At 66.4% G+C, this 15,740-nt stretch carries 14 protein-coding genes; 13 read left to right on the forward strand and 1 reads right to left on the reverse strand.

The genetic code is table 11. From position 1 onward, the window contains the following. The first annotated feature begins 146 nt into the window (after positions 1-146). Genes AAFM92_02145 through AAFM92_02165 form a run of 5 tightly spaced genes read left to right on the forward strand, consistent with a single transcriptional unit; the run spans position 147 to position 6,102 of the window. Positions 147-851, forward strand: a complete 705-nt coding sequence (locus AAFM92_02145; protein MEL7299161.1) for a GntR family transcriptional regulator — start codon at positions 147-149, stop codon at positions 849-851. Further along, on the forward strand, positions 841-1,749 hold the full coding sequence (locus AAFM92_02150) for a dihydrodipicolinate synthase family protein (GenBank protein ID MEL7299162.1): 909 nt from the start codon (positions 841-843) through the stop codon (positions 1,747-1,749). Before AAFM92_02145 ends, AAFM92_02150 begins: the two co-directional genes overlap by 11 nt. Beyond that, complete coding sequence (locus AAFM92_02155) at positions 1,746-3,218, forward strand: aldehyde dehydrogenase (protein MEL7299163.1); 1,473 nt, start codon at positions 1,746-1,748, stop codon at positions 3,216-3,218. The genes AAFM92_02150 and AAFM92_02155 overlap by 4 nt, the downstream gene beginning before the upstream one ends. After that, positions 3,215-4,765, forward strand: a complete 1,551-nt coding sequence (locus AAFM92_02160; protein MEL7299164.1) for a trimethylamine methyltransferase family protein — start codon at positions 3,215-3,217, stop codon at positions 4,763-4,765. The genes AAFM92_02155 and AAFM92_02160 overlap by 4 nt, the downstream gene beginning before the upstream one ends. Further along, positions 4,765-6,102 carry an FAD-binding oxidoreductase gene (locus tag AAFM92_02165; protein MEL7299165.1) on the forward strand — a complete coding sequence of 446 codons (1,338 nt, stop codon included), beginning with the start codon at positions 4,765-4,767 and terminating at the stop codon, positions 6,100-6,102. The genes AAFM92_02160 and AAFM92_02165 overlap by 1 nt, the downstream gene beginning before the upstream one ends. 31 nt (positions 6,103-6,133) lie before the next feature. Here the strand turns inward: AAFM92_02165 and AAFM92_02170 are convergent, their stop codons facing one another. Then, positions 6,134-7,084 (reverse strand): LysR family transcriptional regulator, encoded by a 951-nt coding sequence (locus AAFM92_02170; GenBank protein MEL7299166.1) that lies wholly within the window; start codon positions 7,082-7,084, stop codon positions 6,134-6,136. Between the two features lie 98 nt (positions 7,085-7,182). Between AAFM92_02170 and AAFM92_02175 the strand changes: the two genes are divergently transcribed. The 8 genes from AAFM92_02175 to AAFM92_02210 all read left to right on the forward strand — a co-directional run bounded on the left by AAFM92_02175 (position 7,183) and on the right by AAFM92_02210 (position 15,724). Beyond that, complete coding sequence (locus AAFM92_02175) at positions 7,183-8,250, forward strand: maleylacetate reductase (protein MEL7299167.1); 1,068 nt, start codon at positions 7,183-7,185, stop codon at positions 8,248-8,250. Between the two features lie 23 nt (positions 8,251-8,273). Then, positions 8,274-9,539: an ABC transporter substrate-binding protein gene (locus AAFM92_02180; GenBank protein MEL7299168.1), complete on the forward strand. Its 1,266-nt coding sequence runs from the start codon at positions 8,274-8,276 to the stop codon at positions 9,537-9,539. A 48-nt stretch (positions 9,540-9,587) separates the two neighbouring features. After that, positions 9,588-10,307 (forward strand): ABC transporter ATP-binding protein, encoded by a 720-nt coding sequence (locus tag AAFM92_02185; protein ID MEL7299169.1) that lies wholly within the window; start codon positions 9,588-9,590, stop codon positions 10,305-10,307. After that, the gene (locus AAFM92_02190) at positions 10,304-11,014 is read left to right on the forward strand and encodes an ABC transporter ATP-binding protein (protein ID MEL7299170.1); all 711 of its coding nucleotides are present in this window, start codon (positions 10,304-10,306) and stop codon (positions 11,012-11,014) included. Before AAFM92_02185 ends, AAFM92_02190 begins: the two co-directional genes overlap by 4 nt. An 88-nt stretch (positions 11,015-11,102) precedes the next feature. Further along, positions 11,103-11,966 (forward strand): branched-chain amino acid ABC transporter permease, encoded by an 864-nt coding sequence (locus AAFM92_02195; protein MEL7299171.1) that lies wholly within the window; start codon positions 11,103-11,105, stop codon positions 11,964-11,966. Further along, complete coding sequence (locus AAFM92_02200; GenBank protein MEL7299172.1) at positions 11,966-13,039, forward strand: branched-chain amino acid ABC transporter permease; 1,074 nt, start codon at positions 11,966-11,968, stop codon at positions 13,037-13,039. Before AAFM92_02195 ends, AAFM92_02200 begins: the two co-directional genes overlap by 1 nt. Continuing rightward, a complete protein-coding gene (locus tag AAFM92_02205; protein ID MEL7299173.1) occupies positions 13,020-14,804 on the forward strand; it encodes an FAD-dependent monooxygenase in 1,785 nt (594 codons plus the stop codon). The genes AAFM92_02200 and AAFM92_02205 overlap by 20 nt, the downstream gene beginning before the upstream one ends. Next, positions 14,804-15,724 (forward strand): intradiol ring-cleavage dioxygenase, encoded by a 921-nt coding sequence (locus AAFM92_02210; GenBank protein ID MEL7299174.1) that lies wholly within the window; start codon positions 14,804-14,806, stop codon positions 15,722-15,724. The genes AAFM92_02205 and AAFM92_02210 overlap by 1 nt, the downstream gene beginning before the upstream one ends. The last annotated feature ends 16 nt before the right edge of the window (positions 15,725-15,740 follow it).

Genomic DNA, 15,740 nt, shown 5'->3' on the forward strand with positions numbered 1-15,740 from the left:
TCATCGATGGACGCGGGCAGCCGTTCTGCGGCCGAGTGCCGACTGCCCTTTGTCCCGCAACTCGTCATTGCCGACGACGGCCCGAATGAAGGCTTGGTGTGACGGCGAGGAATATGTATACAACTTGCATACAATTTAGTGCACCCATGCCCAAGACCAACAAAGCCGACTGCCTGAAAGATCTGCGCCTGCGCGTTTTGTCCACCGATCTCGCGCCGGGGCTCGACCTCGACGAGGTCGCGCTTTCCGCGCGGTATGGCATGTCGCGGACGCCCCTGCGGGAGGTCCTTCAACGATTACAGGGGGAGGGGTACGTCGTCATAAGCGAGAACCGGGGCGCGAAAGTGGCCTCCATGGATCTCGCTGTCTTGCGGACGTTCTTCCAGACCGCCCCGATGGTCTATGCCAACATCGCGCGGCTGGCTGCCGAGAACCGTACGACGCGCCAGCTCGAGGCGCTGAAGGCCACGCAGGCCCGCTTCACCGCGGCGACGCTGGAGGAGGATCCGGCCGAGGCCGCCATTGCCAATCACGATTTCCACGCATTGATCGGCAACATGGCCCACAATCCCTACCTCTCGGCGGCGCTCGCCCGCCTCCAGATCGATCACACCCGGATGAGCCAGACGTTCTACCGGCCCGCCGCCCCGTCGGAGGCGCGCATGGTGCGCCGGGCGGTCGCGCAGCACGCTGCGATGATCGCGGCTATCGCAGCGCAGGACTCGGAGATGGTGGTCGATCTCACGCTCCAGCACTGGGATCTGAGCCGGGATCGCATGGAAGAGTTCGTCCGGCCGGACCCGCTACCCGTGGACCTGCCCGCACCCAAGGATGACGGCCATGCAGTTTGAAGGCATCTACACCCCGCTGGTGACGCCTTATCGCGCGGATTTCTCTCTCGACGAGGCGGCGCTGGCGCGGATTGTGGAGCACCTCGTCGGCGCGGGGGTGCATGGGATCATCGTGGCCGGGACGACAGGCGAATACTACGCGCAGTCCAGCGAGGAACGCATCGACATGATGGCCCGCTGCAGGGCGCTCATCGCAGGGCGCGTCCCGATGATCGTGGGCACGGGCGCGATCCGGACGGAAGACAGCATCGCCTACGCCCGCGCCGCCCGCGAGATCGGCGCGGACGCGCTCCTCGTCGCCACGCCGCCCTATGCCTATCCGACGGGCCGGGAAATCGCGCTCCATGCTCTGGCCGTGGACCGGGCAGCAAACCTCCCCGTCATGCTCTACAATTATCCCGGGCGCATGAGCGTGAACATGGATGAGGCCTGCCTCGACCGGCTCGGACGGTCGCCGAATTTCCGCGCGATCAAGGAAAGCTCGGGCGACCCGAACCGTCTGCACATGCTCGCGCGCGACTATCCGCAGATCGCGCTGTCCTGCGGGATGGACGACCAGGCGCTCGAGTTCTTTGCCTGGGGCGCGCGCAGTTGGGTCTGCGCCGGGTCAAACTTCGCGCCCGAGGCGCATATCGCGCTCTACGAAGCCTGCGCGGTGGAAGGCGATTTCGCCAAGGGCCGTGCCATCATGTCGGCCATGCTGCCGCTCATGCGCGTGCTCGAGCAGGGCGGCAAGTTCGTGCAATGCATCAAGTACGGGCTCACGATGCGTGGCATCGAGGCCGGGCCGCCGCGCCGGCCGCTTCAGCCGCTCAACAAGGACGACAAACGCGAACTCGCCGAGGTGATCCGCACCATGGACACCGCCATCGCACATATCATGGGGAGCGCCCAATGACCGATCTCTTGACCCACGGGGAATACCGGGCCCTAGCGCAGAGCCTCGACCTGCCGCGGAGCCCGTTCATCGACGGCAAGTTCCAGCGGGGACGCGGGCCCATGATGGCGACGCTCAACCCGGCGACGGGCGAGGAGATCACGACGATCGCGACCGCGAGCGCGGCGGACGTGGACCTCGCCGTCGCCAAGGCGCGGGAGGCCTTCGACCAGGGGCTATGGTCAAAGCGCGATCCCGAGGCGCGCAAGGACGTGCTCATCCGCCTCTGCAAGCTCCTGACGCGCGAGCGTCGTGCGTTGGCGGTGATGGAAAGCGTGGAGTCCGGGAAGCCGATCCTCGATTGCGAGACCATCGACCTACCCGAGACAATCCATTGCCTGAAGTGGCACGCGGAGGCCATCGACAAGCTCTACGACCAGACCGCGCCCACTGGCGACGGGGCGCTCGGGATCATCGTGCGTGAGCCCATCGGCGTCGTCGCGGCCATCCTGCCATGGAATTTCCCGCTGATGATGCTCGCCTGGAAGATCGGGCCGGCCCTGGCAGCGGGATGCTCCGTGATCGTGAAACCCGCCGAGCAGACGAGCCTCACGGCGCTTCGCGTGGCCGAACTTGCCCATGAGGCCGGCGTGCCGCGCGGCGTCCTACAGGTGCTCCCGGGCGATGGTCCCACCGTGGGCGAGCCGCTGGGGCGCCATGGGCATGTCGACATGGTGAGCTTCACGGGCTCGACGGATACGGGGCGGCTCTTTCTCAAGCATGCCGCCGAGAGCAACCTGAAGAAGGTCGTCCTCGAATGCGGTGGCAAGAACCCGGCGGTCGTTTTCGACGACGCCGAGAACCTCGACCATGTCGCCGGGCACATCGTGAACGCAGCCTTCTGGAACGCGGGGCAGAACTGCTCGGCGACCTCACGCCTCATCGTCCACCGAGACGTGAAACCAGCGCTCATGGCGCGCATCGAGGCGTGGCTGCGGGACTGGCGGGTGGGAGATCCGCTCGATCCGGCAACCCATATCGGCGCCCTCATCGATGCCAGCCACTGTGCGAAGGTCCGCGGCTATCTGGGCGGAGACGGGGACGGGCCTTTCGTGGCGCCCGTGATCCTCGAGGCCACGCCATCGGATGCCGTGGCGCGTGAGGAAATCTTCGGCCCGGTCCTGAGTGTCATCGAGGTGGCCAGCAACGACGAGGCGGTGCAGGTCGCCAACGATACGTCCTACGGACTGGCGGCGTCCGTTTTTTCGGGGGGCGGGCGTAACGCGCTCCGCGCGGCCCGCGATCTTCGCGCCGGGACCGTCACCGTGAACTGTTACGGAGAGGGCAGCATCGCGACGCCTTTCGGCGGCTACAAGCAATCGGGCTTCGGCGGGCGCGACAACGGCCTTCACGCCCATGACCAGTACACCGAAGTCAAAACGATCTGGATCGACCTGACCGATCCCGCCGACGGGGACGTCCTTTCATGAGTGTCGATGCGGTGGGAACGGCCCGGCGCGGGCGGGGCGCGCGGCGCGCGGCGCGGCAGACGCGGGACATCACGATGCTGCCCGCGCTCAAGCGCAAGCTGCCGCTCACTGAGCCGCTCAGCCCCGAGCAGGTAGAAAGGATCGACGCCGCCTCCATGGATATCCTGGAGACCGTCGGGGTCCAGTTCCGGGATCCGGTCGCGCTCGACGACTGGCGGCGGGCCGGGGCCAAGGTTTCGGGGGAGCGGGTCTATCTCGACCGGGGCCTCGTGCGCGAGCTCATCGCGACCATTCCAGAGCGCTTTACCATCCACGCACGCAACCCAGCCAATGCGCTGCCCTTCGGCGGCGATCACGCGATCTTCGTGCCGATGACGGGCGCGCCCTACCTGCGCGATCTCGAGGATGTCCGCCGGAATCCTACGCTTGATGATCTCGCGAATTTCCACAAGCTCAGCCACATGCTGCCCGCGATCCATTCCAGCGCGCATCACATCGTCGAGCCGTTCGATCACCCGATCAGCCAGCGGCATCTGCGCATCACGTATTCGTCGATGAAGTACTCCGACAAGACCTTCATGGGCATGACGACGAGCCCGAAGAACGCGGAAGACGTCATCGCCATGGCTGCCATCCTCTTCGGTGACGACGTCATCGACAGTCACCCCGTCGTCACCGGCAACTGCAATGGCAACTCGCCGCTCGTCTGGGATGAGACGATGCTCGGGGCCCTGCGTGCCTTCAGTCGGCGCAACCAGCCCGTGCTCTGCTCGCCCTTCGTGCTCGGCGGGGCCAACACGCCAGCGAGCGTGCCGGCCACCGTGGCACAGCTCAACGCCGAAGCGCTCAGCGCGCTGGCCTACACGCAGGTGATCCGCAAGGGCGCGCCGGCGATCTACGGCCATTACCTCTCCACCGTCAGCATGAAATCCGGCGCGCCCATGGCCGGGACGCCGGAGATCAGCTTGATGAATTTCATGATCGGGCAGATGGCGCGGCACTATGGCGTGCCCTGGCGCACCTCCAACACGCTCGGCGGCGCAAAGACCTTCGACGCGCAGGCAGGCTATGAGAGCGCGATGACGCTGAACGCCGTCCTGATGGCCGGGGCGAATTACATCTGGCATTCGGCCGGTTGGAACGAGGCCGGCATGCATTGCTCGATGGCGAAGTTCGTCGTGGATGCGGAGATGTGCGCCATGGGTTACCGGATGGCCGAGGGCGTCGATTGGACGGATTTCGAGGCCGCGCTCGCGGCGGTTGGCGATGTCGGGCCCGGCGGGCACTTTCTCGGGCATCCTCACCCGCTGGATCATTTCCAGAAGGCATTCTTCATGCCGGAGATGTTCGACAACAATTCCATCGAGCAGTGGCAGGCGGAAGGCGCCGTCGAGATCACAGCGCGCGCGCTGAGGCGGGCAAAGGCGCTCCTTGACGAGTACGAAGAGCCCAAGCTCGACGTGGCGACCGATGAGGCGCTGCGCGACTTTATCGCGCGCAGGGAGCGGGAGATCCCTGCCGCCGACGCGCTGAACCAGGACTATTGATGGTCCGCGTGCGCCGGCTCCCTGTCGACCCGGGCCCGGCCGGGTGGAACAGGCTCCTTCCGGAGCCCGCCGCGGCCGAACGCCTTGAGGGCACCCTGACCGCCGACTGGCTCGTCATCGGCGCGGGCTTCGCCGGGCTCGCAGCGGCGCACAGGCTCTCCAAGCGCGCGCCGGGCGACAGGATCGTCGTGCTCGATGCCGTGCGCGTGGGGGAGGGGCCCGCCGGGCGCAACACGGGTTTCATGATCGATCTGCCCCATGACCTGACGTCGGATGATTACAGTGGCGCGGTGGAGGAAGATCGCGCGCAGATCGAGGATAACAGGACAGGCATCGCCCATGCCCGCGCCATGTCCGAGGAGTTCGGCCTGACGGAGGAAGCTTTCACGCTCTCGGGCAAGATCAACGCGGCCGCCACGGAGAAAGGGCACGACCACAATCTGCGGTTCGCGCGGCATCTTGCGGCGCTCGACGAACCTCACGAGATGCTCGACGCCGCGCAGATGCGCGATTTGACCGGGCTCGGCTACTACCAGAGCGGCCTTTTCACGCCCGGGACGGCCATGATCCAGCCCGCGATGTTCGTGCGAGGGCTCGCGACGGGGCTGCGCTCCAACAGGCTCTCGATCTACGAGGAGAGCCCGGTGACCGGGCTGTCGCGCCGGTCGGGGGCCTGGGCCGCGACGAGCCCGAAGGGCGAGGTGCACGCGCCCAAGGTCATCCTCGCCGTGAACGGGCATCTCAACAGCTTCGGCTTTCACGAGGGCCGTCTGATGCATGTCTTCACCTACGCGTCGATGACGCGCGCGTTGACGGGAGAGGAGGTCGCGGCGCTTGGCGGCGCCGCGCGCTGGGGCGTCACCTCCGCCGATCCCATGGGGACCACGGTGCGCCGGATATCCGGCACGGGCGGGGAGCGCATCGTCGTGCGCAATCGCTTCACCTTCGACCCCGCGATGGAGGTCAGCGAGGCCCGCGTCGCGCGCATGGCGCGGGATCACGACAGATCCTTCCGCGCCCGGTTCCCGATGCTGGCGGGCGTGGGGATGGTGTATCGCTGGGGCGGGCGGCTCTGCCTGAGCCGGAACAACGTGCAGGTGGTGTCGGAGCTGGAGGAGGGGCTTTTTGCCGCCTGCTGCCAGAATGGCCTCGGGACCGCCAAGGGCACCCTGGCGGGCGGGCTCGCGGCCGATCTCGCCCTCGGCATCGCATCTGCGCCCCTGGCACGTGCGCGCGCCGCGCCTCCTCCCAGCAAGCTGCCGCCGGCCCCGGTCGCTGAGCTGGGCGCTGCTGCCTATCTGCGCTGGTCCGAGCGCCGGGCGGGGAGAGAGCTTTGATCCTGCGGGCATAAGGTCCCGGAAACCACGCTCAGCCTTGCCAGAGCAGTCCGCGCTCCTTGCGCACCACGAGATCCGAGAAGACATCGAATTCGCGTTTTACGAACTTGAAGAGGCGCTCGACCGGGGGCGGGGCCTGCCCCTTCAGCGGCCCGATGAGATAGAGGTGCCTGTCCGGATCCCCGATGCGGATGGAGAGCGCTTCGAGCTGCCGTCGCCGCCGCATGTTGAAGACGACCGAGTAGGGGAGGACCGTCAGCGCGTCGGATTCCTGGATCACATTGGCCACCGAGGACAGCGTGCCGCCTGAGAAGCTTACCTTGAAGTCGGACATGCCGATCCGCTGCAGCGCATCGCGGAGATCCTGGTAGAGCGGGCTCGTGGGCGGGGGCGCGACCCAGGGGAACTTGGCGATATCGGCGACCCTGAGAGATGTGCCGCGCGTGAGCGGATGCCCGACACGGCAGGCGATGACGTTCCGCCCGGGTAGAATGCGCTGCACCATCATGCCGGGGGGCAGCCGTGCCTCCGTGATCGGGACGATCCCGAGGTCCTGCGCGCCCTGTTCGAGCTGCGCGAGGATGTCATCCACGTAGCCGTAGCTCGTGTCGATGCGGATGGCGGGGAACTTCGCCTGGAAGCCCGCGAGCATGGGAGAGACGACACCGTCCATGAAGATCGGCGTGCCCGCGACGCGGACCGCCCCGCTGCGGCCCGTCTTGAACTGCGCCACAGTCTCGCCCGCGGCCCGATTGGCCGTGCGCACCGCGCGCCCGTGCTGGGCCAGCGCGAGGCAGAGCTCGGTGGGTTGCAACGGGCGCTTGCCCGCCGCGAAAAGCTTCGTTCCCAGGCGCTCCTCGAGGATGCCGAGCGACCGGGAGACGCTGGGCTGCGACTTGCCGATGGAGGCGGCGCCTTCGGACAGCCCGCCGCAATCCACGATCGCGGCCAGGATTTCGAGATGTCGGGGATCGATCTTCATGGGCAGGGAAAACATACCCCCGCGTTATATTGATTCAAGATAATTCGATTTTGAGGCGCCCAGGATCGCGTAGCGTCGCGGTAACTCTCGGGAGCGGCATGAATCTACACGCAGGTCAGTTCGAAGCGCAGCGGGTCCTTTTCGGGGCAGGGTTGCGCCACACGGTGCGCGCGGAGCTCGAGCATCTGGACGTAAAACGCGCCCTCGTGCTCTCGACGCCAGCGCAATCATCGATGGCCATGGATCTTGCGGGCGCGCTCGGCTCCCATGCCGCCGGTGTCTATACGAAGGCCGCCATGCACACGCCTGTCACCGTGACCGAGGACGCGCTGGCCCATGCCGGGGAGGTCGGCGCCGATTGCACGGTGGCCATCGGTGGGGGCTCCACCATCGGGCTCGGCAAGGCCATGGCCTACCGCAGCGCGCTGCGCCAGCTGGCCGTGCCCACGACCTATGCCGGGTCCGAGGCGACGCCGATCCTCGGCCAGACCATGGACGGCGTTAAGAAGACGCTCACCGATCCACGCGTCCTGCCTGAGACGGTCCTGTACGACCCCGAGCTGGTGGTGAGCCTGCCACGCGCCATGACAGTGACATCGGCGCTCAACGCCATGGCCCACGCCGCCGAAGCGCTTTACGCCAAGGACCGCACGCCAGAGACGACCGAGCTGGCCCTCGACGGCCTCGCCGCGTTCATCGAAGCACTGCCACGCGTGCTCGAGGCGCCAGACGATCTCGAAGCGCGAGAAGAGACCTTGCGCGGAGCATGGGCCTGCGGGGCAGTGCTCGGCCGCGTGGGCATGGCGCTCCATCACAAGCTCTGTCACACGCTTGGCGGGTCCTTCGATCTGCCCCACGCTGACACGCACGCGATCATCCTGCCCCATGCTGTGCATTTCAATGCCGCCGCGGTGCCGGAGCTCCTCGCGCCGGTGGCCGAGCTTCTCGGCGGGGACACGCCCGGGCAGGCGCTCTGGAACTTCGCGCAGGCGCTCGGCGCGCCGACCACGCTCCGGGCGCTTGGCGTGGCGGAGGCTGATCTCGACCGCGCCGCCGATCTCGCCGTCGCCAATCCCTACTGGAACCCCCGCGATATAGATCGCGCCGCCTTGCGGGCGCTTCTGCAGGACGCATGGAGCGGCGCGGCCCCCGGAACACACACATGACGAAGAATGGGAGGACCACCTAAATGATCACTCGTCGTACCCTGCTGAAGACCAGCGCGGCCTCGAGCCTCATGGCAGCGAGCGGCCTCGCCGCCCCGGCCTTGGCCCAAGGCGCCAAGATCAAGCTCGGCTATGTGAGCCCGCAATCGGGCCCCTTGGCCGCGTTCTCGGAGGCCGACCAGTTCATCCTCGATGGCTTCGCCGGGGCCTCGAGCGATTTCGAAGTGATCGTGAAGGACAGCCAGTCCAACCCGAACCGCGCCGCCGATGTGGCCCGCGAACTCATTATCGATGACGAGATCGACATGATGCTCGTCGCCTCCACTCCCGAAACGACGAACCCGGTGGCCACGACCTGCGAATCCGAGGAAATTCCCTGCCTCTCCACCGTCGCGCCATGGCAGCCGTGGTTCATCGGCCAGCAGGGCAATCCCGGCGATCCGGCCTCGTGGGAGCCGTTCGACTTTTCCTATCACTTCTTCTGGGGGCTCGAGGATATCATCGCCGTCTTCAATGCCATGTGGGGGCAGCTCGACACCAACCAGCAGGTGGGGGCGCTCTGGCCCAATGACGGTGACGGCAATGCCTGGGGTGATCCCAAGGTGGGCTTCCCGCCGGTCCTCGAGGCGGGGGGTTACACGATCACGGATACCGGGCGCTATCAGAACCTCACGGACGATTTCACAGCCCAGATCAACGCCTTCAAACAGGCCAACGTGGATATCGTCACCGGGGTCCCGATCCCGCCCGATTTCACGACATTCTGGACGCAGATGAAGCAGCAGGGCTTTACGCCCAAGGCGGCCTCCATCGGCAAGGCGATCCTCTTCCCGGTGGCCGTCGAGGCGCTGGGCGAGGCCGGTCACAATCTAAGCTCCGAGGTCTGGTGGTCGCCGTCCCATCCGTTCTCCTCCTCGCTCACCGGGCAGAGCGCGGGCGAGGTGGCCGCGGCCTACACGGTGGCCACCGGCCGGCAATGGACGCAGCCCATCGGCTTCGTGCATGCGCTCTTCGAGGTCGCGGTCAATGTCATGGGCCGGGTCAGCGACACGCGGGACGGCTTCGCCGTAGCAGAGGCGATCGGCGCCACGGACATGAACACCATCGTCGGGCCGCTCGCCTGGAACGGCGCGGGCCTGCCGCCCTTTGCCGCCAAGAACGTGGCCAAGACCCCCCTCGTGGGCGGGCAGTGGCGGCTCCAAGGCGACGGAAGCTATGACCTCGTGATCGTGGACAATTCCACCGCCCCGAACATCCCCACGGGCGGCGTGATGGAACCGATCACCTGATCGCAAAGCGCTCCGGGGCCATGCTCCGGAGCGCGCACGGGTTCCGTCATGGCCATTCTCACCCTCCAGAACATACAGAAGTCCTTCGGCGCGCTCACGGTGGCCGATGACGTCACCTTCGACGTGCCGGAGGGGCAGGCGCTGGGCATCATCGGGCCCAATGGCGCCGGGAAATCCACGCTCTTCAATCTCATCACGGGCAACCTGATGTCGGATGGCGGCCGCGTGGAATTCCTCGGCAGGGACGTGACCCGCACGCCGCCCATGGCACGCACACTCGCGGGCATCGGGCGCAGCTTCCAGATCCCGCAGCCCTTCGAGAACATGACCGTCTTCGAGAATCTCGTCGTGGCCGGTGCCTTCGGGCGCGACATGGCCGAGGCGCAGGTGACGCAGGCCTGCGTCGAGATCCTCGAGCAGACGGAGCTGCTGCACCGCGCGAACACGCCCGCCAAGTCCCTCTCGCTTCTCGAGCGCAAGCGGCTCGAGCTCTCCCGGGCGCTGGCCACCGATCCCAAGCTCCTCCTGCTCGACGAGATCGCGGGCGGGCTGACGGAGGGCGAGTGCCAATCCCTCATTGCCACGATCAAGGCGATCCATGCACGGGGTGTGACCATCGTCTGGATCGAGCATGTCCTCCATGCGCTGACCTCGGTTGTGGAGCGGTTGCTCGTGCTTGATTTCGGCAAGGTCATCGGCATCGGGGACCCGGCGGAGATCATGGCCTCCAAGGAGGTTAAGGAAATCTATCTCGGGATCGAAGCATGAGCCTGCTCAGAACCCAGTCCCTCACGGCGCATTACGGAGATTTCCAGGCGCTCTTCGGCGTGGATCTGGAGCTTCATGAAGGCGAGACAGTCGCCATCATCGGCGCCAATGGCGCGGGCAAGACGACGCTCATGCGCTCCATATCAGGCGTGCTGCGCAACACCGCCGAGGCCGTCAGCTTCGACCGCCGGCATGTGGGGGCGGCCAGCGCCGATGAAGTGCTCGGGCTCGGCGTCGCGATGGTGCCCGAGGGGCGCAAGCTCTTTCCGTCACTGAGCGTGGAGGAGAACCTTCTCATCGGGGCCCATAGCCGCAAGACCGGCGGGCATTGGTCGCTTGAGACCATCTACGACCTCTTCCCCATCCTCAGGGAGAAACGTCTGAACCCGGGCACCGCGCTCTCCGGCGGGCAGCAGCAGATGGTGGCCATCGGGCGCGCGCTGATGTCAAACCCGCGGGTGCTGCTCTGCGACGAGCTGAGCCTTGGTCTCGCGCCCGTGGTGATCCGGGACATCTACGCCGCGCTGCCGCGCATCAAGGATGCGGGCGCCAGCGTGATCGTGGTGGAACAGGATATCGGGCAGGCCATGAAGGTGGCCGACCGGGTCTATTGCATGATGGAGGGCCGCGTGACGCTCTCGGGGGCGCCTGGCGATCTCTCCAGAGAGGCCATCCACGAGGCCTATTTCGGAGGAGCCGCGGCGTGAGCAATCATTCCATTAGGGGCCTGCGCGCCGAAACGTTGCCGGTGCCGCTTATGCACGATCCTGCACCCCGCGAGTTGGGGGCTTCAGCATGATCTGGCTCGACACGATCGTCCAAGGCGTGCTTCTGGGCGGGCTCTACGCCCTTTTTGCCGCGGGGCTGTCGCTCGTCTTCGGGATCATGCGGCTCGTGAACCTCGCCCATGGCGACCTCATCGTCTTCGCGGCGTTCCTGATCCTCTTTCTCGTCTCGCTCACGGGGCTGAACCCTTTTCTGGCCGCCGCCATCGCCGCGCCGGTCATGTTCGGCGCGGGCTGGGTGTTGCAGCGCTTTATCCTCAACCGCACGCTGGGCGACGATATCCTGCCGCCGCTCTTGGTGACGTTCGGGCTCTCCATCGTGCTTCAGAACGCGCTGCTCGAGGGCTTTTCCGCTGACAGCCAGCGGATCAGCGGGGGCGCGCTCGAGACGGCGTCGCTCCCCCTGGGCCCGGTGACCGTGGGTGTCCTGCCGCTCCTGACGTTCCTGTCGGCGGTGGCCGTGATCGTGGCGCTCAACCAGATCTTCTACCGCACGGCTCTGGGCCGCGCCTTCCGGGCCACCTCAGACGATCCCACCACGGCCAGCCTCATGGGCATCAAGCCCGCAGGTGTCTTTGCGGCGGCCACAGGGCTCGCCATGGTCGTGGTGACGATCGCCGCGCTCTATCTGGGCATGCGGGCGAATTTCGACCCGTCCATCGGGCCCGCGCGCCTGATCTATGCCTTCGAGGCGGTCATCATCGGAGGCCTCGGCTCGCTCTGGGGCACGCTCCTCGGCGGGATCATCATCGGGGTGGCTCAGACCGTGGGTGCCGCGATCAATCCCGAATGGCAGATCCTCGCAGGTCACGTCGCCTTTCTCCTCGTGCTTCTCGTGCGGCCACGGGGCCTTCTGCCGCGGGCGTTCGACTGATGGAGTTCCGTGTCGAAACCCGCACCCGCGCATCGCGCGCCGCAGCGCTCGTGATGGCCGTGCTCCTCCTCCTCGGCGTTCTGTTGCCAGCCTTCGCGGGACGCTCGCTCATCCAGGATCTCTTCTTCATCCTGACCATGCTCGTGCTCGCGCAGTGGTGGAACCTGCTCGCGGGCTTCGGCGGCCTCGTCTCCGTGGGGCAGCAGGCCTTCGTTGGGGCAGGGGCCTACGCGCTCTTCGGTGTCGTCATCCTGCTCGGGATGGACCCTGTGCCCTCGATCCTCGTGGCGGGCGTTGCGGCGCTGATCCTCGCCGTCCCCACGGCCTTCTTCGCGTTTCGCCTGCAAGGCGCGTATTTCGCCATCGGGACCTGGGTGATCGCCGAGGTCGTGCGCCTCTCGGTGGCGCAGTGGAAGGCCGTGGGCGGCGGCACGGGCACCTCGCTGCCTAGGTCGGCCACGCGCGAGATGATGTTCACCGGTACCATCGAAGATCTCTTCGGGGTGCGCTCGGCGGCTGCGCGCGACATCCTCGCCTACTGGCTGGCCCTCATCCTCGCGGTGGCCACGGTGGGCGCGATCTACTGGCTCCTCCGCACCCGGCGGGGCCTCGCGCTCTCGGCCACACGCGACAATCCTCAGGCGGCACGCTCGGTGGGCGTCAACGCCGCCGCCTCGCAGTGGCTGGTCTACCTGTCAGCAGCCTTCGGCACCGGGCTCGCCGGGGGGCTCATCTACCTGCAGAAGGCGCGCATCTCGCCCGATGCCGGCTTCTCGGTGCTCGACTGGACCGCCTATGTCATCTTCATCGTCGTCATCGGCGGGATCGGCACCATCGAGGGCCCCATACTCGGGGTGCTCATCTTTTTCGCCCTCCAGGCGCTGCTGGCGGATTTCGGCAGCTGGTACCTCATCACTCTCGGCCTCATCGGGATTACCGTGATGCTTTTTGCACCGCGCGGGCTCTGGGGCCTTTTCCACGACAAGACAGGGATAGAGCTATTTCCGACGCGGCGGCGTCTCGTGCTCCTCCCATCCAGAAAGGAGACCTCCCATGGCAGAAATCACGACTGACGTCCTCATCATCGGCACCGGGCCAGCGGGCTCCGCGACGGCGGCGCTGCTTTCGACCTACGGCATCGAGAACATGGTGGTGAACCGCTACCGCTGGCTGGCCAACACGCCGCGCGCCCACATCACCAACCAGCGCACCATGGAGGTGCTGCGCGATCTCGGCCAGGACGTGGAGGCGGAGGCCTACATGCAGGCCACCGAACAGGATCTGATGGGCGAGAACGTCTTTTGCGAGAGCCTGACGGGCGAAGAGATCGGGCGCATGAAGTCCTGGGGGACGCACCCCTTGAGCCGCGCGGAGCACCAGCTCAGCTCGCCCGCCCACATGAACGACCTGCCGCAGACCTACATGGAGCCGCTCCTCTTCACGACCGCCTGCAAGCGAGGCACCCAGAGCCGCATGAGCACCGAGTATCTCAGCCACGTACAGGATGCCGAGGGGGTAACGACCACGCTGAAGGACCGGCTCTCGGGGCGGGTTTTCGAGGTGCGCTCCAAGTATCTCGTGGGCGCTGACGGTGGAAATTCCATGGTGGCTGACCACATCGGGGTCCCCATCGAGGGCAAGATGGGGGTCGGCGGCTCCATGAATATCCTCTTCAAGGCGGATCTGAGCCGCTACGTCGCGCACCGCCCGAGCGTCCTCTACTGGGTCATGCAGCCCGGTGCGGATGTGGGAGGGATCGGGATGGGCCTCGTGCGGATGATCCGCCCTTGGAACGAATGGCTCATCGTCTGGGGCTACGACATCAACGAGCCGGCGCCCGAAGTGGACGAGGCGTTTGCCACGCAGGTGGCCCGGCAGCTCGTGGGCGATCCCGAGCTCGATATCGAGCTCATCAGTGCCAGCGTCTGGACCGTCAATGACGCCTATGCCACGCACATGCAGAAGGATCGCGTGTTCATCATGGGCGATGCCGCGCACCGGCACCCGCCCTCGAACGGGCTCGGGTCCAACACCTCGATCCAGGATGCCTATAACCTCGCATGGAAGCTCGCGGCCGTGCTGAAAGGGCAGGCGGGCGCCGGGCTGCTCGAGACCTATTCCGAAGAGCGGGCGCCGGTCGCGAAGCAGATCGTGACCCGCGCGAACCAGTCGATCGGGGAGTTCGGCCCGATCTTCGAGGCGCTGGGCATGACTGGCGGCGATGATATCGAGACCATCAAGGCCAACATGGATGCCCGCTGCGACGCGACGCCCGAGGCCGCCGAACAGCGCGAGGCGCTCCGGCAGGCCATCGCTTTCAAGAAGTACGAGTTCGATGCCCATGGCGTGGAGATGAACCAGCGCTACAGCTCCACGGCGGTGGTGACCGACGGGCAGGTCGAGCCCGCCTTCGATCTGGACGCGGAGCTTCACTACCAGCCCACCACCTGGCCGGGGGCGCGGCTGCCCCATGTCTGGGTCTACGATCACGACACGGGCGCAAAGGTCTCCACGCTCGATCTTTGCGGGGGTGGCAAGTTCACGATCCTCACCGGCATCGGCGGCGAGGCCTGGGTCGGCGCCGCGGAGGCGCTCTCGGCGGAGCTCGGCGTCGAGGTTGCTGTTCACATCATCGGCCCGCGGCGCAGCCATGTTGACCACACCGGCGATTGGGCGCGGGCGTCGGAAATCTCGGACACGGGCGCCGTGCTCGTGCGCCCAGATCACCACGTCGCCTGGCGCACCGAGGCGATGACCGGCGATCCCACGGGCGACTTGCGCCGCGTGCTGAGCCAGATCCTCGCACGGGGCGAAGCCCAAGCCATGGCGGCAGAATGATGGGCGATACCGTGACACTCGAGGAAAGCGCTGCCGCGCAGGGCCGCGCCGCCCACTTCGCGGAGGAGGGCAGCGACAGGATCGTGTCTTCCCAGATGGGCCCAGACACTGACCCCAGGCTCGCACAGGTGATGGAGAGCGTCGTGCGCCATCTCCACGAAGTGGTCAAAGAGGTGGAGCCCACGCAGGCCGAATGGATGGAGGCGATCAAGTTTCTGACCGCCACGGGCCACATGTGCGATGACTGGCGGCAGGAATTCATCCTGCTCTCGGACGTGCTCGGTGTCTCGATGCTCGTGGACGCCATCAATTCCCGGCGGCCCGAGGGCGCGTCCGAGAATACCGTGCTGGGGCCGTTCCACGTGGCAGATGCGCCGGAATACCCGATGGGCACCAATATCTGCCTCGATGCCAAGGGCGAGGACATGGTCGTGCGAGGGCATGTCTACGACGTGTCGGGCACCCCCCTCGCGGGCGTGAAGATCGACGTCTGGCAAGCCAATGACGAAGGCTTCTACGACGTGCAACAGAAGGGCCATCAGCCCGATTTCAATCTGCGCGGCGTCTTTCGCACCGGTGAGGACGGCTCCTACTGGTTTCGCGCGGTGAAGCCGAAATACTATCCGATCCCGACGGATGGACCGGTCGGCAAGCTTCTCACCGATATGGGAAGGCACCCGTTCCGACCGGCGCATCTTCACTACATCGTCTCGAAGGACGGGTATGACGAAGTCACCACCCATATCTTCGATCCGGACGATCCCTACATCGACAGTGATGCCGTCTTCGGCGTGAAGGAGAGCCTGATCGCGGAGTTCGAGAAGGTGACCGATCCCGAGCGCATCGCGGCGGCCGGTTTCGATGGCGCGCATTTCTGGGACGTCGAGTTCGACTTCGTGATGGCGCCGCTCGGCCAGTGATCCGTGGATCGATGGG

The sequence above is a fragment of the Pseudomonadota bacterium genome, from assembly GCA_038533575.1.
In the GTDB taxonomy this organism is placed as follows: domain Bacteria; phylum Pseudomonadota; class Alphaproteobacteria; order Rhodobacterales; family Rhodobacteraceae; genus Shimia_B.